22 protein-coding genes are annotated in these 24,240 nt (G+C 51.6%); 15 read left to right on the forward strand and 7 right to left on the reverse strand.

Annotated features, from left to right (window positions below; translation table 11 throughout):
- Positions 1-39 precede the first annotated feature (39 nt).
- From KNP92_RS01335 to KNP92_RS01355, 5 genes are all read right to left on the reverse strand, one after another.
- Positions 40-1,623, reverse strand: coding sequence for an ABC transporter permease/substrate-binding protein (locus tag KNP92_RS01335; RefSeq protein ID WP_214835796.1), 1,584 nt, complete (start codon positions 1,621-1,623; stop codon positions 40-42).
- Positions 1,620-2,744, reverse strand: coding sequence for an ABC transporter ATP-binding protein (locus tag KNP92_RS01340; RefSeq protein ID WP_214835799.1), 1,125 nt, complete (start codon positions 2,742-2,744; stop codon positions 1,620-1,622). Before KNP92_RS01340 ends, KNP92_RS01335 begins: the two co-directional genes overlap by 4 nt.
- Before the next feature lie 170 nt (positions 2,745-2,914).
- Positions 2,915-5,584 carry a cation-transporting P-type ATPase gene (locus KNP92_RS01345; RefSeq protein WP_214835801.1) on the reverse strand — a complete coding sequence of 890 codons (2,670 nt, stop codon included), beginning with the start codon at positions 5,582-5,584 and terminating at the stop codon, positions 2,915-2,917.
- A gap of 192 nt (positions 5,585-5,776) precedes the next feature.
- Positions 5,777-7,102: a (Fe-S)-binding protein gene (locus KNP92_RS01350; protein ID WP_251136355.1), complete on the reverse strand. Its 1,326-nt coding sequence runs from the start codon at positions 7,100-7,102 to the stop codon at positions 5,777-5,779.
- Positions 7,099-8,508, reverse strand: a complete 1,410-nt coding sequence (locus KNP92_RS01355) for an FAD-binding oxidoreductase (RefSeq protein ID WP_214835804.1) — start codon at positions 8,506-8,508, stop codon at positions 7,099-7,101. The genes KNP92_RS01350 and KNP92_RS01355 overlap by 4 nt, the downstream gene beginning before the upstream one ends.
- Positions 8,509-9,143: 635 nt before the next feature.
- Between KNP92_RS01355 and KNP92_RS01360 the strand changes: the two genes are divergently transcribed.
- The 15 genes from KNP92_RS01360 to KNP92_RS01430 all read left to right on the forward strand — a co-directional run bounded on the left by KNP92_RS01360 (position 9,144) and on the right by KNP92_RS01430 (position 21,542).
- Positions 9,144-9,371, forward strand: a complete 228-nt coding sequence (locus KNP92_RS01360; protein ID WP_214835807.1) for a hypothetical protein — start codon at positions 9,144-9,146, stop codon at positions 9,369-9,371.
- Positions 9,368-9,781 carry an ATP synthase subunit I gene (locus KNP92_RS01365; protein ID WP_214835810.1) on the forward strand — a complete coding sequence of 138 codons (414 nt, stop codon included), beginning with the start codon at positions 9,368-9,370 and terminating at the stop codon, positions 9,779-9,781. Before KNP92_RS01360 ends, KNP92_RS01365 begins: the two co-directional genes overlap by 4 nt.
- Entirely contained in the window at positions 9,781-10,518 is a 738-nt protein-coding gene (gene atpB, locus KNP92_RS01370; RefSeq protein ID WP_214835812.1) for a F0F1 ATP synthase subunit A, read from the forward strand. The genes KNP92_RS01365 and atpB overlap by 1 nt, the downstream gene beginning before the upstream one ends.
- A 74-nt stretch (positions 10,519-10,592) precedes the next feature.
- A complete protein-coding gene (atpE, locus tag KNP92_RS01375) occupies positions 10,593-10,805 on the forward strand; it encodes a F0F1 ATP synthase subunit C (protein ID WP_024370837.1) in 213 nt (70 codons plus the stop codon).
- Positions 10,806-10,876: 71 nt separating this feature from the next.
- Positions 10,877-11,404, forward strand: a complete 528-nt coding sequence (gene atpF / locus KNP92_RS01380) for a F0F1 ATP synthase subunit B (protein ID WP_214835815.1) — start codon at positions 10,877-10,879, stop codon at positions 11,402-11,404.
- Positions 11,404-11,937, forward strand: a complete 534-nt coding sequence (locus KNP92_RS01385; RefSeq protein ID WP_214835818.1) for a F0F1 ATP synthase subunit delta — start codon at positions 11,404-11,406, stop codon at positions 11,935-11,937. Before atpF ends, KNP92_RS01385 begins: the two co-directional genes overlap by 1 nt.
- An 18-nt stretch (positions 11,938-11,955) precedes the next feature.
- Positions 11,956-13,464, forward strand: a complete 1,509-nt coding sequence (gene atpA, locus KNP92_RS01390; protein WP_034814522.1) for a F0F1 ATP synthase subunit alpha — start codon at positions 11,956-11,958, stop codon at positions 13,462-13,464.
- A 36-nt stretch (positions 13,465-13,500) separates the two neighbouring features.
- A complete protein-coding gene (gene atpG, locus KNP92_RS01395; RefSeq protein ID WP_214835820.1) occupies positions 13,501-14,358 on the forward strand; it encodes an ATP synthase F1 subunit gamma in 858 nt (285 codons plus the stop codon).
- Positions 14,359-14,392: 34 nt separating this feature from the next.
- Positions 14,393-15,811, forward strand: a complete 1,419-nt coding sequence (gene atpD / locus KNP92_RS01400) for a F0F1 ATP synthase subunit beta (RefSeq protein ID WP_285801056.1) — start codon at positions 14,393-14,395, stop codon at positions 15,809-15,811.
- Between the two features lie 28 nt (positions 15,812-15,839).
- Positions 15,840-16,250 carry a F0F1 ATP synthase subunit epsilon gene (locus tag KNP92_RS01405; RefSeq protein ID WP_214835823.1) on the forward strand — a complete coding sequence of 137 codons (411 nt, stop codon included), beginning with the start codon at positions 15,840-15,842 and terminating at the stop codon, positions 16,248-16,250.
- A gap of 153 nt (positions 16,251-16,403) precedes the next feature.
- Positions 16,404-17,594, forward strand: a complete 1,191-nt coding sequence (locus KNP92_RS01410; protein ID WP_214835826.1) for an EAL and HDOD domain-containing protein — start codon at positions 16,404-16,406, stop codon at positions 17,592-17,594.
- A gap of 202 nt (positions 17,595-17,796) precedes the next feature.
- Positions 17,797-18,015, forward strand: coding sequence for a DUF1146 family protein (locus tag KNP92_RS01415; protein WP_214835829.1), 219 nt, complete (start codon positions 17,797-17,799; stop codon positions 18,013-18,015).
- Positions 18,016-18,256: 241 nt separating this feature from the next.
- Complete coding sequence (murA, locus tag KNP92_RS01420; protein WP_214835831.1) at positions 18,257-19,558, forward strand: UDP-N-acetylglucosamine 1-carboxyvinyltransferase; 1,302 nt, start codon at positions 18,257-18,259, stop codon at positions 19,556-19,558.
- A 75-nt stretch (positions 19,559-19,633) separates the two neighbouring features.
- Positions 19,634-20,620 carry a rod shape-determining protein gene (gene mreB, locus KNP92_RS01425; RefSeq protein ID WP_214835843.1) on the forward strand — a complete coding sequence of 329 codons (987 nt, stop codon included), beginning with the start codon at positions 19,634-19,636 and terminating at the stop codon, positions 20,618-20,620.
- A 163-nt stretch (positions 20,621-20,783) separates the two neighbouring features.
- Positions 20,784-21,542, forward strand: a complete 759-nt coding sequence (locus KNP92_RS01430) for an SDR family oxidoreductase (RefSeq protein ID WP_214835845.1) — start codon at positions 20,784-20,786, stop codon at positions 21,540-21,542.
- 35 nt (positions 21,543-21,577) lie between these two features.
- On the opposite strand, the gene KNP92_RS01435 is transcribed toward KNP92_RS01430, so the two are convergent.
- Complete coding sequence (locus KNP92_RS01435; RefSeq protein WP_214835848.1) at positions 21,578-22,357, reverse strand: response regulator; 780 nt, start codon at positions 22,355-22,357, stop codon at positions 21,578-21,580.
- Positions 22,338-24,146 (reverse strand): sensor histidine kinase, encoded by a 1,809-nt coding sequence (locus tag KNP92_RS01440; RefSeq protein WP_214835851.1) that lies wholly within the window; start codon positions 24,144-24,146, stop codon positions 22,338-22,340. The genes KNP92_RS01435 and KNP92_RS01440 overlap by 20 nt, the downstream gene beginning before the upstream one ends.
- Positions 24,147-24,240: the final 94 nt, after the last annotated feature.

Below are 24,240 nucleotides of genomic sequence, written 5' to 3' on the forward strand. Positions count from 1 at the left end.
AAAGACGAACCCAATCGTAAAAGATTGAGTTCGTCTTTTTTATTCGTTGATGAGTCCTTCACGGACCAAGAAGTCACGGGCGACTTTCTCGGGGCGTTGTTTCTCCACGTCCGCGAGGTAGTTCAGCTCTTGCATCACTTCGTCCGTGATTCTGCCGGACAGCAAGTTAAGCACGCCTTCGAGCTCGGGATGCTCGCGTAGCGTCTCACCGTTAATGAGCGGCACGGCGTAATACGGCGGGAAGAACTGTTGGTCGTCCTCGAGGACGACGAGTTCGAACCGTTTCAACAATCCGTCCGTCGAGAAGCCGTCAATCGCTTGGCTCTCACCGTTCATGAGGGCCGTATAGCGCAGGCCGCCATCGACCGGCTTCACATCTTTAAAGCGGAGCGGATACGTCTCTTTCAAGCCGAGATACCCGTCCTCTCGATTCGAGAACTCAATGGTCGGACCGAAGACGAGCTCGTCGCTAACGGCGGCGAGGTCCGAGATGCTCTCTAGCGCATAACGGTCCGCGTCTTCTTGTTTGACGGCAATCGCGTATGTGTTGTTGAATCCGATCGGGTCGAGCGTCTGGACATCGAAACGGTCCTCAATCTGTGGTTTGACGCTCGCGTAGACGGCGTCAGGATCGTTGTCGACCGCTTGGTTCAACACGTCGACCGACAGGGTGCCGGTGTATTCGACGTATGTGTCAATCTCCCCGGTGCGGATGGCGCTGAACGCGACTTGCGTCCCGCCGAGGTTCAGCTGTCGGCGAACGTTCAAGTCGGTCTCTTCTTCAATCAAGTCGGCGACGATGTTTCCGAGAATGAGTTGTTCGGTAAAGTTCTTCGAGCCGACGACGATCGTATCGTCTTCACGCGTGAACGCATAAATCGAACCGCCGAGGAGAAGCGCGAACGCTGTCGCGATGACGAAGGCCGGTTTTACGACTTTCTTCGATCGGCGCGTCTTCTTCTTCATGCGACCGTCTGCGAGAACAATCCCGTTTGGCGCGACTTTATACTCGATACGGCTGACGACGAAGTCGATCAACAAGGCGAGAAGACCAGCTGGGATGGCCCCGGCGAGAATCTGGTTATTGTCTACCGTCTGAATCCCGGCGAAGACGAGATAGCCGAGACCGCCAGCCCCGACGAACGCCGAGATGGTCATCAGTCCGACGGCCGTGACCGCAGAAATGCGAATACCGGCCATGATGATTGGTAAGGCGAGGGGTAACTGAATCTTACTTAAAATCTGGCGATCGGTCAGGCCAATCCCTTTGGCCGATTCGAGCGTATCACCAGGAATGCTCGATAACCCGGTATAAGTGTTCTTCACGATCGGGAGGAGCGAGTAGAGGACAACCATGATGATTGCCGGTGTCGAGCCGATTCCGATGAACGGAATCAGAAAACCGAGGAGTGCGAGACTCGGTACGGCCTGAACCACGCTCGTCAAGCCGAGTACTGGTTTCGCGAGACGTGGTGTCCGTAAAATTAAGATGCCGAGCGGTACGCCGAGCAAGACGGCGAGCGAGACCGCAAAGACGGTCAACTGTAAGTGTTCAAGTAAGAGTGTCCCGATTTGATCGGTGTTGCTCGCAAAGTAACTGAAAAATGATTGAATCGTATTCATTTCGTTTCCTCCTCTTGCATGAATTGCTCACTGAGGACGGAAAGCAAGCTGCTGCGTGTGATGAGCCCGTTTAGGATAGGACCGGTGACGACCGGAAGATACCCTTGGTCGGTCTTATTCATGACGGCCAATATATCGAGGAGCGAGTCCTCGCTTGAGACGTACGCGTAGTCCTTGTTCATGACTTCCTCGAGTCGTTTCGTCTTGTCTTGAATCCCGTGGACATCTTTAAGCTTGATCAAGCCTTCAAGCGTCCGGTCTCGGTCGGTGATGAGCAGGCTGTCGACCTTACGGGAACGCATGATTTCAATCGCTTGGAGCACCGTCCGCTTGTCGCTAATGGACACTGGGTCGGGAATCATAATATCTTTCGCCTTGATGTATTCCGGGCTATTCCAAATTCGGTTCTTCCCAATGAACGACTCGACATACGCGTCTTTTGGATTACGCAGAATCTGTTCAGGCGTATCGAATTGGACGATTTCTCCGTCGCGCATGATACAAATGCGATCAGCCAGCTTGATCGCCTCATCCATATCATGGGTGACGAAAACGATAGTTTTCTTTACTTCTTCTTGTAGGTTGAATAATTCTTCTTGTAAATCGTTTCGTGTCACAGGGTCGAGGGCGCTGAACGGTTCATCCATTAAAATGACCTCAGGGTCGTTCATGAGGGCGCGGGCGAATCCGATTCGCTGTTGTTGACCACCGCTCAGTTCGCTTGGATAACGATCGATGAATTGGTCCGGGTCGAGTCCGACCATGCGGAGAAGGTGCTCGGTGCGGGCGTCCATATCCTGTTCGGCGTGCCCCTCGAGACTCGCAATCAGTTGGATGTTCTCCCGAATCGTCATGTGTGGGAAAAGGCCGGTCTGTTGAATGACATAGCCCATCTGGCGCCGTAAGTCGATTGGGTTCATCTTACGCGTGTCTTGGCCGTTCACAATAATTGTCCCTTCGGTCGGTTCAATCAGTCGGTTAATCATTTTCAGGGATGTCGTTTTTCCACAACCGGAAGGACCGATAAAGACGACGAGTTCGCCTTTATTAATTGTCAGATTCATCTCTTTCAAAACAGTCGTCGTTTTAAATGTTTTTTTCACTTGCTTAAATTCAATCATCGACTCAACTCTTTCTCGAAATTATTTTCACATAACCTTTTTGTTCCCTTGTTATAAAAATGTAAACATCTTTTTTAAGAAATGAGGTTTGAACTCTCGAAAAAACGGGATAAGATAATGTTAATCTGCGTAAAAAGAAGCGACGCCCGGAGGTGTCGCTTCTTTCGTCATTAAGATTGTTTCCGTTTTATCACATTGCGCGAAATCAACTTCTCGAGTTCGATGATAAAGAACACGGCGATACCGAAGACGAACGGGATGATCCAGTCGCTCGCGGCGATTGGCGTCGTTCCGAACGCGGTGTTCATGAACGGCACGTACGTGATGAACAGCTGAAGTACGATGAGCGCACCAGATACGTAAAACGCAATCGGATTCTCGAAGAACGAGCGGTTGAGGGCCGGCTCGGTCTCGACCCGAACGTTAAACAAGTGGAACATCTGGGCGATTACAATCGTGTTCAACGTCATCGTGTGGATATATTCGACACTATAGTCGCCGGCGTTCATATACAGGTTGTAGACGAGCGTCCCGCCACCGATGATGAGCGACACGAGCAAGATTCGGAAGATATAGTACCGGCTCAGAAGCGGTGTCTTCTTCGGTCGTGGTGCCCGTTTCATCGTCGATGGTTCGAGCGGCTCGAACGCAATCGCGAACGAAAGCGTGATGGCGACGACCATATTCACCCACAAGATTTGAAGCGCCGTGAGCGGAAGCTGGGTACCGAGGAAGATACTCATGAGGAGTACGAACCCTTGCGCACCGTTCGTCGGCAAGATGAAGAGGATCGTTTTCTTCAAATTATCGTATACACGTCGGCCTTCTTTAACGGCTTTGAAGATTGTATTGAAGTTATCGTCGACAAGCACCATCTCAGCTGCTTCTTTCGATACTTCCGTCCCTTTGATTCCCATGGCGACACCGATGTCGGCGCGGCGAAGGGCAGGGGCGTCGTTCACCCCGTCACCGGTCATGGCGACGATATGGTCTTGCGTCTGGAGCGCCTTGACGAGACGCGTCTTGTTCTCTGGGCTCGTCCGGGCGAAAATGTTGTACTGCCCGACGACGTCCGCGAGTTCCTCGTCCGTCAAATCATCAATCTCGGTCCCTTGAAGCGCACCGGCCTCTGTCGAGATGCCGAGCTCGTTTCCGATGGCGATGGCCGTCTCTTTATGGTCACCGGTAATCATCTTCACTTGGATACCTGCCGATTGACATTCGTTGACCGCCTCAATCGCTTCAGGGCGCGGTGGGTCCATGATGCCGATGAGCCCGAGGAATTCGATTCCTTCATATAAGTCGTCATGGTCAATCTTCTCTTTTGATGTGTTGAACGTGCGTTTGGCGACACCGATGACACGTTGCCCTTTTTTGGCGAGGTCGGTCATCTTCTCTTCCCACATGTCCGTTTGGAAGTTCGGGTCACTCGCTTCGGCCATCGAGAACAAGCGGTCCGGTGCACCTTTCAAGTACATGACGTGCGCCTCGTCACGCGGCGAGAGTGTCGCCATGTATTTATGCGCCGAGTCGAACGGAATCTTCGAGATGACGCGGAGCGGTCGAATCGACTCTTCCGCCTTTTCTCCGAGTGTGAGCAAGCAACCTTCTGTCGGGTCGCCTGTAATCATCCATTGTTTCGATTCGTCATCGAAGAACAAGTCGGAATCGTTACACGTCACACCGGCAAGGAGAATCTCATTAAGCATCTCGTCTTGTTTGTTCGAGTAGACCTCATTTTTAAACTCGATACGGCCTTCCGGCGCATAACCTGAACCGGTCACACGGAGCGTACGATCAGCGAGTTGAATGTTCTGTGCGGTCATCTCGTTTTTCGTCAACGTACCGGTCTTATCCGAACAGATGACCGATACAGCACCGAGCGTCTCGACGGACGGCAAGTTTTTGACGATCGCCTTGTTGTCAGCCATTTGACGGACACCGAGGGCGAGAATGATTGAAATGATTGCCGGCAATCCTTCCGGGATGACGGCAACGGCGAGACCGATGACCGCGAGCAATAGCTCAGCCGTCTCGTAATCGCGCAAGAAGTAGCCGAAGATGAAGGCGAACACGGCGACACCGGCGATGACGCTCGCGACGGTCTTGCCGAAGCGTTGCGTCTGTTGGATGAGCGGTGTTTGCACTTTCTCGACTTCAGCGATCGACGCGTTGATTTTACCAAGCTCGGTCTTCGAACCGGTCGCGATGACGATTCCGCTTCCGGTACCGGCCGCGACGGATGTCCCGGAGAACGCCAAGTTCGTCCGGTCACCGAGACCGATTTTCTCTTCGAGCGGGTCGAGCGTCTTGTCGACGGTGATCGCTTCACCGGTCAAGGCCGATTCCTCAACTTTCATGTTCTCCGCTGTGATGAGGCGAAGGTCGACCGGGATTTTATCACCCGGCTTCAAGTAAACGATGTCTCCTGGGACGAGGTACTCGGCCTCAATCTCTTTACGCTTGCCGTCACGACGGACAAGGGCGGACGGGGACAGCATGTTCTTAATGCCTTCGAGTGCTTGCTCAGCCTTGTTCTCTTGCAAGTAACCGATAATCCCGATGATGAGGACGACGAGTGCGATCACAATCGTGTCGTACCAGTAACCGAGTACGGCCGTAATGACGGCTGCGGCCAACAGGACGTAAATGAGTACGTCGTTGAATTGGCGCATGAATTTTAGCCACTTCGGATCTTTTTTCGGTTCAGGAAGGACGTTCTTCCCGTGTTGTTCGATTCGTTCGTTCGCCGTCTCTTCACGTAACCCTTGAGCGATATCGGTATCAAGGTGATTCTCTGTCTCGTGAATCGATAGCGTATGCCACTGCCTCTCTTCCATTTGAAAACCCCTTTCTCTCTTTACAATTTTCGACAGACTGGTAGAACCGTCTATATTTTATTCATACCCCATGAAAAAAAGTGTGTAAACTTTAATTCCATGTGAAATCATCGGAATTGTGAAGTATGTGTGAATCCGAGAAGGGGAATGTATGACACGACAAAAAAGGAGAAGAGCGTGCGCTCTTCTCCTTTACGTATGGGGCAGTGCCTCCGCCAATAAATCGGCCAAATGGACGGCCCGCATCGAATCGGTCCCATGTTCTTGAATCCCGAGTTGCATCTGGAGATGACATCCCGGGTTCGATGTGACGATCGTCTGGGCAGCGGTGTCTCGGACATGTCCCATCTTCATCTCTAAAATGTCATTCGCGATGATGGGTTGGAGCAAGTTATACACCCCGGCCGAGCCGCAACAGTTATCGGCATGGCGTTGTTCGACATACGTCGGTCCTTGAATCGCTTGGAGCAACAGCCGCGGGGCGAGGGCTCCTTGTTGCACGTTGCGCAAGTGGCACGAGTCTTGATATGTGATGACTTGCTTCGGCAACGTAAGCGTGACTCGGTCGAGGAAACCGATTTCAATCAAAATCGAGGCGAAGTCTTTAATCTTGTCTTTGAAACGCTCCGCGCGCGCGAGCCAATCTGGGTCTTGTTTCAATAGGTGGTCATAGCCGAGTAGGAACGCTCCGCACCCTCCGGCGTTCGTGATGATGTAATCGACGTCGAGTGCTTCGAACGCCTCGATGTTTTGTTTCGCGAGCTGGACGGCCCCGGCTTGTTCGCCGGCGTGTCCGTGCAGGGCGCCGCAACATTGTTGGGTGTCCGGGATGACGATGTCACAGCCCGCTGCCTGGAGTAACTTGATCGTATTCGCGTTCGTCTCATAGAACATCGTGTCCATCAGGCAGCCAGTGAAGAACGCGATTCGCGCTGTCGGTTGTCCCGTCGCCTTGAGTCGTTCAGAGCGCCGTCTCCGCGCCGCTTTCGGTGGGACCGGCGGCAAAATCGCCTCCATCTTTTGGAGTTGGTCCGGAAACCAGTCGAGGATGCGCAACTTCCGTGTGAGCGTCTGCACGCCGGACTGTTGATAGAAACGAAGGAACCCCGTCGCCGTCTCCATGTTCGCTTTATTCATGAACAAGCCGTCGAAGACGACCTTTCGGATCATCCGCTCCCGGACGTCCATCTGACCGGTCGCGCGTTTATGCTCGGTGATGGCGGCGCGTGCGTCTTCAAGAAGGACGCTATAGCGGACCCCGGCTGGGCAAGCCGGTTCGCAGGCGAGACAACCGAGGCATTCGTTAAGTGTCTTTTCGACGCCCGCATCCGGTTCGATTAGGCCGTCGACAACACCTTTCATGATGGCGATGCGACCACGCGGGGAGGCCGTCTCGTCTTTCGAGCGGATGTACGTCGGACACGTCGGAAGGCAAAAACCGCAACGCATGCAGCCGAGCAGTTCCTCGTAATCGAGTTTCTCGGTCATCCGGGATGTGAGTTGTGCAGGTTGTCTCATACGCCGCCTCCTTGCACGAGCCGTTTTTTCGCTGCCTTCGCGAACATTTTTTGCGGGTTCATGATGCCGTACGGGTCAAAGGCGAGTTTGATGCCTTTCATGACGTCGATGCCAGATGCACCAAGCTTCCATTCGAGATACGGCGCCTTCATCGCCCCGACGCCATGCTCTCCTGTGATTGTCCCGCCAAGTTCGAGCGCGGCAGCGAAGATGTCCGCGAACGCGGCTTCGACACGCTCCATCTCTTCGTGGTCTCGTGCGTCGGTTGCGACCGTCGGATGGAGGTTGCCGTCACCGGCGTGGCCAAACGTGGCGATCTCGATCCGGTACTTCCGGCCAATTGCCTCGATCCGTCGAACCATCTCGGCAATCTCGCTCCGGGGCACGGTCGCATCTTCTAAAATCGTCGTCGGTCGAAGACGGGCGAGCGCGGACAAGGCCGTTCGTCTCGCATAGCGGAGCGTCTCCGCGTGCAGCTCGTCCCGTGCCACCTCGACGAATGAAGCGCCTTCAGCGAGACAGATGGCGTGCATCGCCTCGATGTCACGGTGCACGACTTCACTTGGTCCGTCTTGTTCTAATAGAAGCAGTGCGCCGACGTCGGTTGGTAATCCGATGTTCGCGTATGCCTCGACGACTTCAATCGTTTTCTTGTCCATGAACTCGAGCGTCACCGGGATGATGCGACTTTCGATGATCCGACTCACTGTCCGAGCGGCGCCGTCTAAGTCGCTGAAATGGGCAAGCATCGTCTGCTTTGTCTCCGGGAGCGGAATGAGCTTGAGCGTCGCCTTTGTGATGACGGCGAGCGTCCCTTCAGAGCCGACGAGGAGCCGGGTCAAGTCATAACCGGCGACGTCTTTTGCGAGTTTCCCGCCTGTTTTGAGAATCTCGCCGTTCGGGAGCACTGCTTCGAGGGCGAGTACGTAGTCTGCCGTCACCCCGTACTTCAGGCCACGTAGCCCACCAGAGTTCTCACTAATATTGCCACCGATCGTCGAGATCTTCATCGAGCTCGGATCGGGCGGATAGAACAGTCCTTTTGCCTCCACCGCCTCGATTAAACGACCGGTGATGCAACCTGGTTCGACAGTGACGGTCAAATTCTTCTCATCAATCTCAAGAATCTTGTCCAAATGACGAAAGTCCAAAACGACTCCGCCTGCGAGTGGTGTTGTCCCACCAGCCAAGTTCGTCGCAGAACCGCGTGGGATGACGGGGACGCGATAGGTATGACAAATCCGCATAATGGCTTGAACGTCTTTCGTCGAACGTGGGGCGACGACCGCATCGGGCATCGCTTGATAGTTCGGGGTCGCGTCGAACGAATAGGCGAGACGAGTCGTGGCATCTGTGAAGATAATATCGTCTTCGACTTCGGTCTGTAAGTGGTTGATCCAGTCCATCTAATTTCCTCCTGACACACATCCAAAATAGAAGATGCGGGCGTCGGTTCCGAAAGTCACAAAATCGACACAATTTTAGAGAGCGCTTACACGGTAATCGTAGCGATTTGAATTGGGATTGTCCACCTATTCTACGTTGATGGGAGGGGATTTCCAGCATTTTCACTTCAGGGAAAATGGCTGTGACATTCCTCACGACAAAATCGGCTGAACCCCTCGACATCGTAAAAAGGGTATCGGTATACTAAAACAGGGCGTTGTAAACGATTTCAAAATCAGGTCAACTTCCGTTTCAAAACCTTTTGTGAACGTGCGTCGTTTGCCGTTGTATTTTCCAAAACGTGGAGGTATAACTGAACTATTCTTCATCTTGTTCGTTTTGTGAAATGTTATCAATTTAACATTTTTATTTCACCATTTCTTCATACTTTTTTAAAATTTATGGATTTTAATTTAGTTTGTGAAGTGCGTAAAAGCATTGATACGACTTGATTTAAAGCGCTTTTATAATTGTGAAATTCATTGACTTCTTATGCCATTTCCATTACTCTGAACTTGTGTGACTTTTGATGGTCACGCGAGTGTGAATCGACAAAGATGAAGACGAGCTTCCTAGAGAGAAAGGGGAGAGTAGGATGGCGAAAAAAGAGAATCGTTACCTATCCTATGCCTCGCTCGCCTCACAAATCTCGACCGCGCTTGCAGGACCGATCGTCATCGGTTATCTCGTCGGCCAATACGGCGCGAGACGTGAATTCTGGGGTACGTTTGGTTGGAATGTGTCGGTGCTTCTCGGCATGGCGTTCGGGATCACGGCGCTTGTTCTCACCCTTCGAAGTTTATTGACAGGAGAGGACGAATGAATCTACAACAAGTGCAAGCAGACAGACAAGCACAAAAGCAGTTGATGAAGCGTTACACGAAGTGGTTCATTGGATGGTTCGCCATTCTCCTCCTCGGTGCGTTCATCGTCCCTATGTACAAACCGGTCTTTCTCGGGTTGTTCCTAGGTGGGGTCGCCAGTCTCATCATTCTACATATGCAGAATCGAAGCGTCATTCGCATGTATGACGTCATCGAACATGGACGACGCCCGAAATCGCACGGGACTGTTTCAAGAATGGCAGTCGGTGCGTTAGCCGTGATAGTCGGTCTCTTTTATGAGGATCGAGTATCGCTCATTGCGGTGGTAACTGGTCTAATCGCCGGCCACATCATACAATTTGGCGAGTTCACACTTGCCCAGCTCAGCAGGAAAAGAGGTGAATACTAATGGGTCATGAGTTTCCCACCTATTCTCTACAACTTGGAGATTACACGCTTTATGGGAGCTGGACGAACGTCATCACGGTGCTGATCGCTTCACTGCTCGTCTTCACGTTCGCCGTTTGGGGAACACGACGCTTGGCAATGAAGCCGACTGGCAAACAGAACTTCATGGAGTTCTTTGCAGAATTCGTACGCGGAGTCATCTCGAGTGCGATGGATTGGAAGACGGGCGGACGCTTTATCTCGTTCGGAATGACATTGATTTTGTTCATTCTATTTTCAAACTTGATGGGTCTACCGTTTAACGTCATCTCTGGTCACTACTTATGGTTTAACTCACCGACAGCCGACCCGTATGTCACATTGGCGTTGTCGACACTCGTCGTTGCAATGTCGCACTACTACGGCGTGAAGCTGCACGGGTTAAAGCACTATTCGGCGGAGTACGTCAAGCCGGTCTGGTTCTTATTGCCGATCAAGCTCATCGAGGAGTTCGCGAACACCTTGACACTCGGTCTGCGTCTTTACGGTAACATCTTTGCCGGTGAAATCATGATTACCATCATCTTGGGACTCGCAATTACGGCACAAGGAGCACTAAACCCGCTCGGTGCTGTGTTCGCAATCTTCCCAATGATTTTATGGCAAGGTTTCTCAATCTTTATCGGGGTTATCCAATCCTACATTTTCCTGACGCTTGCAATGGTGTACATCGGGCACAAGGCTTCAGCCGAGCATTGATTCGCCTTCGCCAAAGCGTTGAACACAAAAAACTATTTACTTAACTTTTAGGAGGAATATACACAATGGAACAAATGAATCTTCTTGCAACAGCACTCGTTATCGGTCTTGGAGCACTCGCAGCAGGTATCGGTAACGGTCTCATCGTATACGGTACAGTACAAGGACAAGCACGTCAGCCAGAACTCAAAAACGAACTTCGTCAAACAATGTTCATCGGTATCGGTTTGGTTGAGGCCCTCCCGATCATCGGTGTAGCTGTCGGTTTCCTTCTCCTCAACTCTTGATTCCGAGTTAACGAGAATAATGGAAGAGGGAGCCCGTCTCCCTCACTTATTTAGTCAAGAGGAGGGTATGCATGGATACGATGATGATTGCAGCTGGTGCTGGCGGTGAAGGCCTCCGCATCCTGGATATGATCTTTACACTTTTCACATTCCTCGTACTCTTGGCCCTGTTGAAGAAATTTGCTTGGGGACCACTCCTTGGAATGATGAGACAGCGTGAAGAGTATGTAGCGAACGAAATTGAGCTCGCTGAAAAGAGCCGCAAAGATGCGGAAACTTATGTCGTCGAACAACGTGAAGCGCTCAGCGCGGCACGTACGGAATCGAAAGAAATGCTCGATTCAAGTCGTCGTCAGGCTGAAGCAGAACAAGCACGCTTGGTGGAGCAGGCGCGTTTGGAAGCCGAACAAATTAAAATCGAGGCTGAGAAAGCGATCGAGCGTGAGCGTGAGCTTGCGAAACAATCGCTTCAGACGGAAGTCGTCACACAGGCGCTTTCGGCAGCACGCCACGTCCTTCGTTCTGACCTTAAAGGTGACGAAGCGAAACAACGTGCCCTCGTCACAGACTTCCTGTCAAAAGCGAAAGGTGCTAACTAATGAACGCATCTCTAGCAAAACGCTATGCGAAAGCGCTCTTCGACTTAGCGCGGGAACAAGGCACGCTCGACCAAGTCGAAGCGGAAGTGCGTCTGCTCGATGAAGTGCTCCACGCGACACCTGAATTGATGGATCTCTTAACGAATCCGGCAATCAGCGACAGCGAGCTTGCACAGCTTTTGAAAGATAGCTTTGGTGATATGACGACAATCGTTGTGAACACACTTCTCGTCATGGTCGAAAACGACCGTGCGAGCGAAGTTCGCGCGTTGCCGCGTTACGTTCGCGAATATGTGAACGAGTTCCGCGGTATTGCAGAGGGGTTCGTCACGAGCGCCTACCCATTGTCGGCAACGGACTTAAAAGAAGTCGAACTCGTCTTCGGTCAGAAGGTGGGCAAGACGCTTCAATTACAGAATGTCGTCGACGAAGAAGTCATCGGTGGACTCCGCGTCCAAATCGGTTACACGACGTACGATGACACAATCGAAACCAAACTGACACGCCTCGAGCGTGAACTGTTGAATGCGTAAGAAATAGGGGTGAATTCAATGACGATCAAAGCTGAAGAAATTAGCGCCCTGCTAAAAGAGCGAATCGCTTCGTACGGCTCTGAAATCGAAGTCAGTGAGACAGGTACAGTCATTCAAGTAGGTGACGGGATCGCACGTGCACACGGACTCGATAACGTTATGGCCGGGGAACTCGTTGAGTTCTCAAACGGCGTAATGGGCTTGGCGCAAAACTTAGAAGAAGGTAACGTCGGGATTATCATCCTTGGCGATTACAAAGGCATCAAAGAAGGCGACTCGGTTAAACGTACGGGCCGCATCATGGAAGTACCGGTCGGTGAGGCGCTCCTCGGACGCGTCGTCAACCCACTCGGCCAACCAATCGACGGTCTTGGACCGATCGTGACGGACAACTATAACCCGATCGAGCGTAAAGCTTACGGCGTTATGGCCCGTAAGTCGGTTCACGAACCGCTCCAAACTGGGATTAAGGCGATTGACGCCCTCGTACCAATCGGACGCGGACAGCGTGAGCTCATCATCGGTGACCGTCAGACTGGTAAGACATCGGTCGCAATCGATGCAATCATCAACCAAAAAGAAGAAAACATGATTTGTATTTACGTCGCAATCGGTCAGAAAGAATCGACTGTTCGTGGCGTAGTTGAGACGCTCCGTCAAAACGGCGCCCTCGATTACACAATTGTCGTTTCAGCATCGGCTTCACAGCCGGCTCCACTTCTTTACCTCGCACCATTCGCAGGGGTATCGATGGGTGAGTACTTCATGGACCGCGGACAACACGTTCTCGTCGTTTATGATGATCTTTCGAAACAAGCGGCAGCTTACCGTGAGCTCTCACTTCTTCTCCGTCGTCCTCCAGGCCGCGAAGCCTACCCAGGTGACGTCTTCTACCTCCACTCACGCCTCCTTGAGCGTGCGGCGAAGTTGAACGACGAACTCGGCGGCGGTTCGCTTACAGCCCTTCCGTTCATCGAGACACAAGCGTCGGATATCTCGGCGTACATCCCGACGAACGTAATCTCAATCACAGACGGTCAAATCTTCCTTCAGTCGGACCTCTTCTTCTCTGGGGTACGTCCTGCGATTAACGCCGGTCTCTCGGTATCGCGTGTTGGTGGTTCGGCTCAAGTGAAAGCGATGAAGAAGGTTGCGGGTACGCTCCGTCTAGACCTCGCCTCATACCGTGAGCTTGAAGCGTTCGCGCAGTTCGGTTCTGACCTTGATAAAGCGACACAAGCGAAGCTCAACCGTGGTCAACGTACCGTTGAAGTGTTGAAGCAAGACTTGAACGCACCACTCTCGGTCGACAAACAAGTCATCATCATCTATGCCCTCACGAAAGGTCATCTCGATGACATCCCAGTTGAAGACATCCGTCGTTTCGAAAAAGAAATGAACGCATGGCTCGACCAAAACCGTGCAGACCTCTGCCGCGAAATTCGTCAAACAGGAAACCTTCCTGCTGACGAGGCGATGGTCGATGCAATTGCGGAATTCAAAAAGACGTTCTCGCCATCGGTTTAATCCGGTGACGAGCGTCTATTAAGGTGGTGAATCGAAATGGCATCATTACGTGAGATCCAGATGCGGATCACCTCGACCCAAAGCACAAAGCAAATCACGAAAGCGATGAACATGGTGTCGGCCTCGAAATTGAACCGGGCTCAAGGGAGCAACGCCAACTTCAAGCCGTACATGACCAAGTTGCAGGAAGTCATCTCGTCGATTGCCGGCGGTACTTCAGGTGCAACACACCCGATGCTTCAAGTCCGTCCCGTCAAACGGACCGGCTATATCGTCATCACGTCTGACCGCGGACTAGCTGGTGGATACAACGCCAGCGTCCTTCGTGACGTGTATCGCGAATTGAAAGCAAAACACGATTCAACGGACGACTATCGTCTGTATGTGATTGGGAAGGTCGGCGTTCAGTTCTTCAAGTCGCGTAACATTCCGGTGTACAGTGCGATGACAGGACTAAACGACCAGCCAACATTCGTTGAAGTCGCAGAGATCGTCAAGCAGACGGTCGGCGCGTTCAGCGACGGCGAGATTGATGAGTTGAAGCTTTGCTACAACTCATTCATCTCTGTTATTAGCCAAGAAGTGAAAATCGATCGACTGCTCCCGCTTGGGAATATCGAACAGACCGCATCGAATGTGATGTATGAATACGAACCAGAAGAAGAAACGATCTTAGCAGCGCTCCTCCCGCGTTATGCGGAAGGACTCATCTACGGCGCGCTCCTCGATGCGAAAGTATCGGAGCACGCGGCGCGGATGACGGCGATGTCGAACGCGACAGACAACGCGGATGAACTCATTCGTGGACTCAAGCTCAAGTTCAACCGCGCGCGTCAAGCGGCGATCACACAAGAAATCACAGAGATTGTCGGAGGTGCGGCAGCGCTTGAATAAGCGCCCGCCCTCTAGATTGTAGGAGGCTAACACGATGAACGAATACGGCATGAAAGGCCGCGTAGTCGCAGTCATGGGCCCAGTTATCGACGTTAAGTTCGACAACCACTTACCAAACATCTACAACGCCCTTAAAGTCACGCACGTGGCGACATCGGCGGAAGATGTAAGTGTTGACTTGACGCTCGAGGTGGCGATTCACCTTGGGGATGACACGGTCCGTACGATTGCGATGGACTCGACGGACGGCGTTCGCCGCGGCATGGAAGTACTTGACTTAGGTACACCGATTTCGGTACCGGTAGGGGAAGAGACGCTCGGTCGTGTCTTCAACGTCCTCGGTAACCCGATTGACGATAAAGAAGTATCCCCGACAGTGCGTCGTTCACCGATTCACCGTCAAGCACCGACGTTCGACGAGTTGTCGACGAAGGTTGAAATTCTCGAGACAGGTATCAAAGTCGTCGACCTTCTTGCCCCTTATATCAAAGGTGGTAAGATCGGTCTCTTCGGTGGTGCCGGTGTAGGGAAAACCGTCCTCATCCAGGAACTCATTAACAACATCGCGCAAGAGCACAGCGGAATTTCTGTATTCGCAGGAGTCGGTGAGCGTACGCGTGAAGGAAATGACTTGTTCCACGAGATGACGGACTCAGGCGTTATCAAACAAACAGCGATGGTATTCGGTCAGATGAACGAACCACCTGGCGCACGTCTCCGTGTTGCCTTGACAGGTCTCACGATGGCAGAATACTTCCGTGACGAGCAAGGGCAAGACGTTCTTCTCTTCGTTGATAACATCTTCCGCTTCACGCAGGCAGGTTCGGAAGTATCGGCCCTTCTCGGTCGTATGCCATCTGCCGTAGGTTACCAGCCAACACTCGCAACGGAAATGGGTATGCTTCAAGAGCGAATCACGTCGACAGCAAAAGGATCGGTTACATCGATTCAAGCGGTCTACGTACCAGCCGATGACTATACGGACCCGGCTCCAGCGACGACGTTCGCTCACCTTGATGCAACGACAAACCTTGAGCGTCGTCTCTCGGAGATGGGGATTTACCCGGCCGTTGACCCGCTCGCTTCGACTTCACGTGCCCTTTCACCTGACATCGTCGGACAAGAGCACTACGAAATCGCGCGTGACGTGCAGCAGACGCTTCAACGTTACAAAGAACTCCAAGACATCATCGCCATTCTCGGGATGGACGAGTTGTCTGAAGACGACAAGCTCACGGTTCACCGTGCACGTCGCATTCAGTTCTTCTTGTCACAAAACTTCCACGTGGCTGAGCAGTTCACAGGCCAAAAAGGTTCGTACGTACCGGTTAAAGAGACTGTGCGCGGCTTCAAAGAGATTCTCGATGGAAAACACGACGATCTCCCAGAAGATGCATTCCGTCTTGTCGGTCCAATCGAAGACGTCATCGAAAAAGCGAAGACGTTGGTCTAAGACCTACGCGGAAGGGGGAAACTAGACGATGAATACTCTTCACGTCAACGTCGTCACCCCGGATGGTGCAGCCTATGAGGGCGAGGCGCGGATGGTAATCGCCAAATCGGTGACCGGTGAAATCGGTGTCTTACCGAAACACATCCCGATGGTGACACCGCTCGACATCTCAATTCTCAAGTTGCGCCACGAAGATGGTGGACGCACGCTGATCGCACTCAGCGGCGGTTTCATGGAAGTTCGTCCCGACACGGTGACGATCTTAGCTGAAACAGCCGAAATGGCGGACAAAATCGACTATGACCGTGCTTCAGCGGCAAAAGTTCGAGCCGAACGTCGTCTTCAAGACACAAAGATTTCGGAAATCGAATTTCGTCGCGCGGAGCTCGCGCTCAAAAAAGCGATCAACCGCTTGAGCATTCGCGACATGAAAGACTGAATCTTAACCTTCTCACTTCGGTGGGAAGGTTTTTTTGTCGTGTTCCTTCATTATAATAGGTCTAAAGTCTCGACCGGAGTTGGGAAAAGCAGTAAACAAGCGCATCACTTATGCCGATAATAAAGGTGGGACTAAACAAAAGGAGAACAAGGGATGAAAGTATACGTTGCGCGACAACCGATATTCGACCAAAAATTACGCGTTTGCGGCTATGAATTGTTGTACCGCCGCAGCGAAAAAAATATATTCGAACATGTCGACGACGCGTTAGCGACCGCCGACGTGATTCACAACGCCTACCTCGTCTTCAACTTTCGGGAGTTGACCGAAGGAACGCGGGCGTTCATTAACTTTCCCCAAAATTTGATTGAAGGGGAAGTACCGGCCTTATTGCCTCGGCAATCACTCGTCGTCGAAGTACTCGAACACGTCGAACCGACGGAGAAAGTACTCGCTGCCTTAAGGTCGCTCCGTCGTAAAGGCTATACAATCGCCCTCGATGATTTCGTGTTCGAAGAGAAGTATCGACCGTTCATCGGTCTTGCGGATATTATCAAAATTGATTATCAGGCGACGCCTGTTGATCAGCAGAAACGCTTGATTGATGCGCTCGGCCATCGCGTCGAATTTTTAGCCGAGAAAATCGAGACGCCGTTCGAATACGAGACGGCGAAGAAGCTTGGCTATAAGATGTTCCAAGGCTACTTTTTCAGTAGACCGACTGTCATCCACGGTGCTGAAGTGCATCCGCTCCGCCACACACTCATAGAAGTGTTAAAAGAACTGGACCGTCCCGAACCGAACTTCCGTCGGATTGCCGGTTTGATTGAACGGAGCGTTGATTTGTCGTATAAGATGCTTCGATCGGTCAACACGGTGTATCAAAAAGGGCGCCGTACAATTCAGTCGATTGAACAAGCCGTCGCCCGCATCGGCCTCGATGAACTGCGGCGCTGGTCGTATTTGATGCTTCTTCGGGAGATGCAGACGTCTGAATCAAAAGAGCTAATCAAGCAAAGCGTCATCCGTGGGAAGATGATGGAATTGATTGCGGCCGATTCGACGCCAGAAGTCAAACCGTTCGATGCGTTCATCACGGGCATCTTCTCGTCGCTCGACGTCATCTTAGACGAAACAATGACTTCGCTCGTCTCTGAACTCCCAGTCGAGCCGGTCGTCAAAGAAGCGTTACTCGGGAAACAGAACGCACTCCGGGCGCTCTTAGAAGCGGTAAAGGCTTATGAACACTTGACAGTGCCGGTCGATGAGTCCGCGCCGGACTGGTCGCCTTATTACATTCAAGCGATTCGATGGGCTCAGACGTTTGACGAAAAAAGTGAATAATGTTTGAAATTTTGAAGGGACGTCAATTACTGTAGTAAGGCTACACGCTGATGACGTTCCTTTTTGTATGCGGTTAAATGAGAAAGCGAGCTGATGGAATGAAATGAAACGAACCTTCCTAATCACGCTAAGTCTTTTTTTCTCTGTCGCGACATGCTATGATTAAAAATGGTACGAATTTTTGAAAAGAGGGGAATCATCGATGATTAACACCGTATTATCGCTCGTCATTTATATCGTAGCGATTTACGTCGCTTGGTGGGCGCTCATGCCAGTCAAATGGGACAAAGTGCTCAATCAAGTGAAGAGTCCGCAAGCAGCCGTCTTGCGCGTTCTCGTGGCTGTCGTCTTTGGTTCACTCATCGCTCAGTTCTTTTTGGAGTACATCCGATTGGCACAGGCGCTCGCACCATTACAGTGATGTTTAAAACCATTAACAAACTGTAATCCTGTTGTAACGATTCCTATATGTTTATCGTGTAGGATAAACTCGTCTGACATGCCGTTTTTATCAGTATTTTATCGCAATTATCTTTCGTTTTTCACTGATAACGACGTCACGTTTCACAAACCATCATAGTAATCGACACAACCACATCCGGAAGTTGCGGATATCGACGTATAGAACACAAAATCAACGAAGTTGGAGGACAAAGAGAGATATGAAGGATTTGATTGTAGTCCGTGGAGGACGTAAATTGTCAGGTACTGTGCGTGTAGAAGGAGCAAAAAACGCAGTACTCAAAACATTGGTTGCCACTTTATTAGCTAGCGAAGGAAAATCAGTACTTCAGAACGTACCGCGTCTCGCTGACGTATACACGATTAACAAAGTACTCCGTCACCTCGGTGCCGAGGTCGCATTTGATGAAACGAACAACGAAGTCACTGTCGACGCCTCGGGCACAATCAAAGACGAGGCACCGCTCGAGTACGTTCGCAAAATGCGTGCCTCGATCCTCGTCATGGGTCCTCTTCTCGCTCGTCTCGGTCATGCGCGCGTCGCAATGCCAGGCGGTTGCTCAATCGGTTCACGTCCGATTGACCTCCACTTGAAAGGCTTCGAAGCAATGGGTGCGAAGACAGTCATCGGCAACGGCTTCGTTGAAGCGTCAGTCGACGGTCGCTTAAAAGGCGCGAAGATTTACCTCGACTTCCCATCTGTCGGCGCGACAGAAAACATCATGATGGCAGCGGTCCTTGCTGAAGGCACGACGGTCATCGAGAACGTCGCCAAAGAACCGGAAATCGTCGACCTCGCGAACTTCTTGAACGGTATGGGCGCACATGTCCGCGGTGCCGGTACAGAAACGATTCGCATCGAAGGCGTGGAAAAACTCCACGGTGCCGAGCACTCGATTATTCCGGACCGCATCGAAGCGGGTACGTTCCTCGTCGCAGGTGCCATCACAGGCGGCGACATCGAAGTCATCGGGGCAGAGCGCGAGCACCTTCGCCCGCTCATCTCGAAAATGGAAGAAATGGGTGTTCAGTTCGAAGACACAGCAGAAGGCATGCGCGTCATCGCACCGGATGAGTTGAAGCCGGTCGACGTGAAGACGATGCCACACCCTGGTTTCCCAACAGACATCCAAGCTCAAATGATGGCGCTCGTCTTAAAAGCAGGCGGCACATCGGTCATCACTGAAACGGTGTTTGAAAACCGCTTCATGCACGTGGAAGAATTCCGCCGCATGAACGCAGACATCAAAATCGAAGGACGTTCAGCAATCATCAAAGGCGGCGTTCGCCTCCAAGGTGCCGAAGTTGTCTCGACAGACCTTCGCGCCGGTGCAGCACTCGTGCTTGCAGGACTCATTGCCGACGAAGAGACACGTGTCGGCGACTTATATCATATCGACCGTGGCTACGTCGACTTCCACAAGAAACTTCAAGCGCTCGGGGCAGACATCGAGCGAATCGAAGGAAATGTCGAAGTTGCTGAAGAAATGGTCAACAACTAATTAATAGACTCATAGGAGCGAGGAGATTCTTCTCGCTCTTTTCAATGAAGTAATGAACGGAGGAACCTATACATCATGTTTTCAAAAGATATCGGGATTGATTTAGGAACAGCAAACGTCGTCATCCACGTTAAAGGACGCGGAATCGTCCTTGACGAGCCATCGGTCGTCGCCATCAAACGTTCGACGGGGAAAGTCCTCGCCGTCGGCACGGAAGCGTACGAGATGGTCGGTCGTACACCAGGTGACATCGTCGCCATCCGTCCACTCCGTGACGGCGTCATCGCCGACTTTGCGACAACGGAAGAGATGCTTCGCCACTTCGTCGAGAAGATTCAAGTGCGCGGCTTCTTCGGTGGGATTCGCATGCTTATCTGTACGCCGGCGAACGTGACACCGGTCGAAGCGAAAGCGATTCGTGAGGCAGCTGAAAAAGCTGGCGCTAAAGAAGTGTTCCTTGCTGATGAACCGAGAGCGGCAGCCGTCGGTTCAGGAATGGACATTTGGAAGCCGGTCGGTCACATGATCGTTGACATCGGTGGCGGAACGACAGACGTTGCGATTCTCTCGATGGGCGACATCGTTTGCGGTGAGACAATTAAAATCGCCGGTGATCGTTTTGATACAGACATCCTCCGTGCTATTAAAGACAAGCATAAGCTCATCATCGGGGAACGGACGGCCGAGCAAATCAAGAAAGAGATTGCGACTGTGTTCCCAGGTGGACGGAACGAGACGATGGACATCCGCGGACGTGACATGGTACGTGGATTGCCACGTACGGTGACGATCACGTCAGAAGAACTCCGTGAGGCGATGGCCGAATCAGCAAATGAAATCGTCGAAGCGACGAAGCGCGTCCTCGAACAGACGCCGCCAGAACTCGCGGCCGACATCATCGACCGTGGCATCATCATGACAGGGGGCGGTTCGCTCCTTCACGGCATCGACCAGCTCGTCGCCGAGCGTGTCGGATTGCCGGTCATGATTGCCGAAGAGCCGACGCTCAGCGTCGCACACGGTACGGGCATCATGCTCGAACATTTGGATCGATTGAAATGAGCTCGACCTGATTCACGCGTGTAAGCGTGAATCAGGTTTTTTTATTTCCTCGGAAAATGTCTGATACACTAGACTTATCGAAATGAGAGAGGGGAATCGCCATGGCACCGATTTTTGAATGAACTAGGTAAATATAAAATTCAGAACGAATCGGAGGAACATGATGCGACCACTCACCTTGATTACCGGTGTCAGCCGTCATAAAGGCATCGGCGCGGCAATCGCCAGAAAGCTTGCCAAAGAGGGACACGACCTCTATCTCACACACTGGACCCCGTTTGACGAGACGGACGGGGTCGGGGCCGAGCCAGACTTCATAAATTGGTTCGTCGACGAATTACAGGCTTTAGGCGCACGTGTCGCGCATGAGGCGTTCGATTTGGCGTCCGGAGACGCGGAAGGACTGCTCGACCGTGTCGAGGCTACACTCGGTGTTCCGAGTCGGCTTATCAACAATGCGACGTACGAGCGACATGTGAACGTCGACTCGTTCACGACCGAAACGCTTCGTTCGCATTACCTCGTCAATAACGAAGGAACGCTCGGGCTCACGTTCGCCTTCCTGGAGCGGTTTAAACGAGCGGGGCTAACAGATGGACGAGTCTTGTTCATGGTGTCGGGTGGACCGGACGCGAACAATCTCGCCTACATCGCGACGAAAGGGGCGCTCATCGCCATTACGCCGGCGCTCGCGAACGGGACCGGGCGCTACGGGATTTCCGTCAACGCCCTCGACCCAGGACCGACCGATTCCGGTTGGATTGACGAGACACTACATGACTATCTCGTTCCATTTTTTCCAAAGGGCCGCGTCGGTACCCCAGAAGATACGGCACGCTTTGTCGCGTTCTTAATGGGACCGGACGGGGCGTGGGTAAACGGTCAGCATCTTCACGTCGATGGAGGGTTTACCGGACGATGAAAAACGCTTCTCCGAAGGGATCGGAGAAGCGTTTTTTAGTGCCATGTATAATCTTTGTCGACAAAGAGGCGACTTTCTACTTCTTCTTTTGGTATCGGTTTTGGGTTCGCATCGAGCCACGTATGATAATCGCATGCGCACGCTTCGTCGAGACGGAGCGAGTAGCCATTATTAATGGTCTGAATCGAGATATTTAAATTGTAGTCAGCAAGTGTCTTTTTCAAGCGATAGACGAGATTGTAGACGTTATGAAGCGCACGTTGTGGTTCGTCGATATCAGGGTATAGCGTCTCAGCAATCAGCCATTTGTTGACGATTTTATCGCGATGATATACCAAGTAGGCAAACAGTTCTTCCGTCTTTTGTGTCGGCCATTTAACAAGGTCGCCGTCTTGCGTATTGACGGAGAAATGATCCAGGCATTGAATCGTACACGTGCGATGACGTTTCGATTGCAAGATTGATTCATAGCGTTTCGTCACACGGGGAATTAAAGCATGTATTTTTTCTTCTGTAATGGGTTTAAGCAAATAATGCGTCGCTTGTAAGTCGAACGCTTCGACCGCGTAGTGGCTATGTGCCGTCGTAAAGACGACTTGTGTCGTTTCCGGCAACTGTTTGGCGACTTCGATGCCCGATATGCTAGGCATCTCGATATCGAGAAAGACGAGGTCGACATCTTGATTTTGTAAAAACGTCAAGGCTTCTTTCGGGTCATGGAACGAGCCCATCCACTTCAAGTTCGGTTCGGTTTGGACGATGCGTTCCATCATCCGTAGCAAGTGTTGTTCATCTTCAATCAAAATCGTGCGCATTCGGGACGTTCATCCTTTCGTGTTTCGGAAGACGGATTTGCACGTGCGTGCCGACGCCGATTTCCGACTGTATTTTAAACGTAGCGTTTGACAAGTAGGCGATGCGGTTCCGGACGTTCGGGATCCCGATTCCAGACGACGGCATCGTCGTATGTTTCGGATCAAATCCTAACCCGTTGTCAGCGATTCGAATCTCGATTGCCGAACCGAGGTCTTGCACCGCTAACATGAGCCGCTTTTTGCCGTTCTTCTTCATCAACCCGTGCCGAATTGCGTTCTCGACGAGTGGCTGGATGAGGAGTGGGGGGACTTCGAAGTTCGTCAGGCTCTCATCAATGTCTTTAATAACGGTGAACGCGTCGTTGAATCGCGTCTGTTCAATCGATAGATACGAGTCGATCATCTCGAGTTCTTGTCCGAGAGTAATGGTCGTTTCTGTTCGGCCGTTCTCAAAGATGAAGCGGACGTATGTGCTCAAATGCCCAAGTAGTCGAGCGGCTTCATGGGGTGCCGTGTAACAAAGGGCGATGACGTTCCCGAACGTGTTATAGAGAAAGTGTGGCTTGATTTGAGCGTTGAAGAACGAAATCTCGCTTTGGTCAGCGAACGTCTGGACTTCTTGTTTTTGTCGCTTATCCGTCGATAAATGGACCGGCAGCAACATGAACATGAGCACGAAGAACGTGAGCGACAAGACGCTCGTATAGACGGACTGATTCGGGTGAGGGATTAACACGTTAATGGTTTGGCCGATATACCCGAGAATCATCGCCAGTGTGAAGATGAAGAACTCGAGCGGATAGCCGGTCGTCTTTCGCTCAAAGAGCCAATTGACGTTGAGCCCGCTCCAAAAGAACGTGATGAACAAGATGTAAATCCATGCGCCGTAGTCAAATCCGCTATGCGCATTGTAAGGGAGGATAACGGCAACCGCGCTTAACAAATAAAGCGGATACGTCGCAATCTGTAAGAAACGTTCGAACGGGACGCGTTCGAGCCGTATCGCAAATTCGATGAGCATACAGACACTAAGCATTACGGCAATCAGACTCACTTTATGGGCGACGATATACGCCACGGACGGGATGAGTTCAAAGACGATTTGATCGCGCATCAAGAGCGACAAGGCGACAAGGAAGAAAAAAGCAGCCCCATATAAATAAATCGATTCTTTCCGATGAAAGATGGAAACGATGAGATAAAAAAGAAAGATTAGACACGCGATCAATACGTTCACGAAGTCGTAACTGAACAGTTCATTTTGCAACGTCAGCATACTACTGATCGGGCCGATAAACAGACTTTCTTCAAGCCCGGTCGGTCGGTCATTGGACGTGTTGATTTGCATCGTCAAGCGAAACGATGACATCTCCGGCTCAAGCAATACCAAATAAGCCTGGCGATCACTCTGTTTAGCAGAAGAGTAGATGCGCTCGACAGGCGCCCCATCGATGAACAAACGAACGTGAGGATGATTTTCTGGGACACGGATTGCATAATGTCCAGATGGAAGCGCAACATCGACCTCATACGTCGCAGTTGCATGAGGCGTGATATGGGGGACGTGTCGATAGGATTGTCGGTCGACTTGGTCGAGTAGACTGGATTGGAAGCGCCATGTTCCATCGAGTCGAAGAATTTGCTGTGTCACGTTTGACTCGGTCAAATCGGCCGAACCGCGAGTAACAGTGGCTGTACTGTCAATCGTTTGTCCGCGGGTGAGCAACAAGCCGCTCGTAATGGCGACAACGATAATGACAAGCATCAGCCCGATATGTTTACGGGTCATGAGCACATTCCTTTCGGACTTGTGAGTTTCTTGTGAGAAGACAAGTTTATACTGAAGTTATCCAAATTTTTGACAAACTACTTACAATTAAAAA

It is taken from the genome of Exiguobacterium sp. s122 (assembly GCF_018618475.1).
Lineage (GTDB): Bacteria > Bacillota > Bacilli > Exiguobacteriales > Exiguobacteriaceae > Exiguobacterium > Exiguobacterium himgiriensis.

Bases quoted from the DNA above. Each gene is read 5' to 3' on its own strand.
- KNP92_RS01385 (WP_214835818.1), top strand. From the start codon at position 11,404: ATGAACGCATCTCTAGCAAAACGCTATGCGAAAGCGCTCTTCGACTTA.
- KNP92_RS01340 (WP_214835799.1), bottom strand. From the start codon at position 2,744: ATGATTGAATTTAAGCAAGTGAAAAAAACATTTAAAACGACGACTGTT.
- KNP92_RS01415 (WP_214835829.1), top strand. From the start codon at position 17,797: ATGATTAACACCGTATTATCGCTCGTCATTTATATCGTAGCGATTTAC.
- atpD (WP_285801056.1), top strand. From the start codon at position 14,393: ATGAACGAATACGGCATGAAAGGCCGCGTAGTCGCAGTCATGGGCCCA.
- KNP92_RS01410 (WP_214835826.1), top strand. From the start codon at position 16,404: ATGAAAGTATACGTTGCGCGACAACCGATATTCGACCAAAAATTACGC.
- KNP92_RS01345 (WP_214835801.1), bottom strand. From the start codon at position 5,584: ATGGAAGAGAGGCAGTGGCATACGCTATCGATTCACGAGACAGAGAAT.
- KNP92_RS01335 (WP_214835796.1), bottom strand. From the start codon at position 1,623: ATGAATACGATTCAATCATTTTTCAGTTACTTTGCGAGCAACACCGAT.
- atpA (WP_034814522.1), top strand. From the start codon at position 11,956: ATGACGATCAAAGCTGAAGAAATTAGCGCCCTGCTAAAAGAGCGAATC.
- KNP92_RS01350 (WP_251136355.1), bottom strand. From the start codon at position 7,102: ATGAGACAACCTGCACAACTCACATCCCGGATGACCGAGAAACTCGAT.
- KNP92_RS01440 (WP_214835851.1), bottom strand. From the start codon at position 24,146: ATGACCCGTAAACATATCGGGCTGATGCTTGTCATTATCGTTGTCGCC.
- KNP92_RS01360 (WP_214835807.1), top strand. From the start codon at position 9,144: ATGGCGAAAAAAGAGAATCGTTACCTATCCTATGCCTCGCTCGCCTCA.
- atpB (WP_214835812.1), top strand. From the start codon at position 9,781: ATGGGTCATGAGTTTCCCACCTATTCTCTACAACTTGGAGATTACACG.
- atpG (WP_214835820.1), top strand. From the start codon at position 13,501: ATGGCATCATTACGTGAGATCCAGATGCGGATCACCTCGACCCAAAGC.
- atpE (WP_024370837.1), top strand. From the start codon at position 10,593: ATGAATCTTCTTGCAACAGCACTCGTTATCGGTCTTGGAGCACTCGCA.
- murA (WP_214835831.1), top strand. From the start codon at position 18,257: ATGAAGGATTTGATTGTAGTCCGTGGAGGACGTAAATTGTCAGGTACT.
- atpF (WP_214835815.1), top strand. From the start codon at position 10,877: ATGGATACGATGATGATTGCAGCTGGTGCTGGCGGTGAAGGCCTCCGC.
- KNP92_RS01405 (WP_214835823.1), top strand. From the start codon at position 15,840: ATGAATACTCTTCACGTCAACGTCGTCACCCCGGATGGTGCAGCCTAT.
- KNP92_RS01435 (WP_214835848.1), bottom strand. From the start codon at position 22,357: ATGCGCACGATTTTGATTGAAGATGAACAACACTTGCTACGGATGATG.
- KNP92_RS01430 (WP_214835845.1), top strand. From the start codon at position 20,784: ATGCGACCACTCACCTTGATTACCGGTGTCAGCCGTCATAAAGGCATC.
- mreB (WP_214835843.1), top strand. From the start codon at position 19,634: ATGTTTTCAAAAGATATCGGGATTGATTTAGGAACAGCAAACGTCGTC.
- KNP92_RS01355 (WP_214835804.1), bottom strand. From the start codon at position 8,508: ATGGACTGGATCAACCACTTACAGACCGAAGTCGAAGACGATATTATC.
- KNP92_RS01365 (WP_214835810.1), top strand. From the start codon at position 9,368: ATGAATCTACAACAAGTGCAAGCAGACAGACAAGCACAAAAGCAGTTG.